Source organism: Promicromonospora thailandica, assembly GCF_024171955.1.
Lineage (GTDB): Bacteria > Actinomycetota > Actinomycetes > Actinomycetales > Cellulomonadaceae > Promicromonospora > Promicromonospora thailandica.
This window is the reverse complement of record NZ_JAMTCS010000024.1, coordinates 1-2,018: the sequence shown is the minus strand read 5'-3', so window position 1 is coordinate 2,018 and position 2,018 is coordinate 1. Positions and strand designations below refer to the sequence as shown.

Here is a 2,018-nt window from a genome sequence, read left to right as displayed (position 1 = left end):
CCCCACACACACCAGCCGGCAACCACCAGACCCCCCAAAGGAGACCCACCAGTCACCCACGGCCGTACGTGCGAGGCAGTCTTGAAAAATTTCAAAGATGCTCGCGTCCACTATGCAGTTCTCAAGCAACGGACGAACCCACCAGGCACCCCGCACACACCAGCACCGGCACGCCGGCTGGTCTGCGTACGACCCGATGACCCGTGTCCTCCATGAAACAACCCACCCCCACACCCCAGCCACCACCAGACCCCCCCACACGGGGGGGACCCGACAGACCAGGACACAGAAGGCAGCCGGTTGCCTCAGGACCCAACAGTGTGCTCAGCAAGCCACCCCACCACACGACCACCACGTTCCCACCCACCACCCCGGGACGAACCCAGGCAAGGCCGGCGTACTAGCAGCAGCCGTCCACGCAGGACGACTCTTCGTCAATGTTCCACCCATGAGCAACCACCCCAGACGCGCACGGCCTGGGCCTGGCCTCTGCCACCAGCACCACCACCCCACACAGGAGCGGCACGGCATCCCCGGGCATCCCGGGGCCTGATGGAGACGAGCTCCTTAGAAAGGAGGTGATCCAGCCGCACCTTCCGGTACGGCTACCTTGTTACGACTTAGTCCCAATCGCCAGTCCCACCTTCGACCACTCCCTCCCACAAGGGGTTGGGCCGTGAGCTTCGGGTGTTACCAACTTTCGTGACTTGACGGGCGGTGTGTACAAGGCCCGGGAACGTATTCACCGCAGCGTTGCTGATCTGCGATTACTAGCGACTCCGACTTCACGGGGTCGAGTTGCAGACCCCGATCCGAACTGAGACCGGCTTTTTGGGATTCGCTCCACCTCACGGTATCGCAGCCCTCTGTACCGGCCATTGTAGCATGCGTGAAGCCCAAGACATAAGGGGCATGATGATTTGACGTCATCCCCACCTTCCTCCGAGTTGACCCCGGCAGTCTCCCATGAGTCCCCGGCATAACCCGCTGGCAACATGAGACAAGGGTTGCGCTCGTTGCGGGACTTAACCCAACATCTCACGACACGAGCTGACGACAACCATGCACCACCTGTGTACGAGTGTCCAAAGAGAACCCCATCTCTGGGGCTTTCTCGTACATGTCAAGCCTTGGTAAGGTTCTTCGCGTTGCATCGAATTAATCCGCATGCTCCGCCGCTTGTGCGGGCCCCCGTCAATTCCTTTGAGTTTTAGCCTTGCGGCCGTACTCCCCAGGCGGGGCACTTAATGCGTTAGCTACGGCACAGAACCAGTGGAACTGGCCCCACACCTAGTGCCCAACGTTTACGGCATGGACTACCAGGGTATCTAATCCTGTTCGCTCCCCATGCTTTCGCTCCTCAGCGTCAGTAACTGCCCAGAGACCTGCCTTCGCCATCGGTGTTCCTCCTGATATCTGCGCATTCCACCGCTACACCAGGAATTCCAGTCTCCCCTACAGCACTCTAGTCTGCCCGTACCCGATGCAAGCCCACAGTTGAGCCATGGGATTTCACACCAGACGCGACAGACCGCCTACGAGCTCTTTACGCCCAATAATTCCGGACAACGCTTGCGCCCTACGTATTACCGCGGCTGCTGGCACGTAGTTAGCCGGCGCTTCTTCTGCAGGTACCGTCACTTGCGCTTCTTCCCTGCTGAAAGAGGTTTACAACCCGAAGGCCGTCATCCCTCACGCGGCGTCGCTGCATCAGGCTTTCGCCCATTGTGCAATATTCCCCACTGCTGCCTCCCGTAGGAGTCTGGGCCGTGTCTCAGTCCCAGTGTGGCCGGTCGCCCTCTCAGGCCGGCTACCCGTCGACGCCTTGGTAGGCCATTACCCCACCAACAAGCTGATAGGCCGCGAGCCCATCCCCCACCGAAAAACTTTCCAACACCCACCATGCAGTGAGTGCTCATATCCGGTATTAGACCCCGTTTCCAAGGCTTATCCCGAAGTGAGGGGCAGGTTGCTCACGTGTTACTCACCCGTTCGCCACTGATCCACCCAGCAAGCTG

The 2,018-nt window shown here is 60.0% G+C and carries 1 rRNA gene; it reads right to left on the bottom strand.

The annotated features are described in order from the left end of the window. Positions 1-571: 571 nt before the first annotated feature. Positions 572-2,018 (bottom strand): 16S ribosomal RNA (locus APR03_RS24695); the annotation flags it as partial.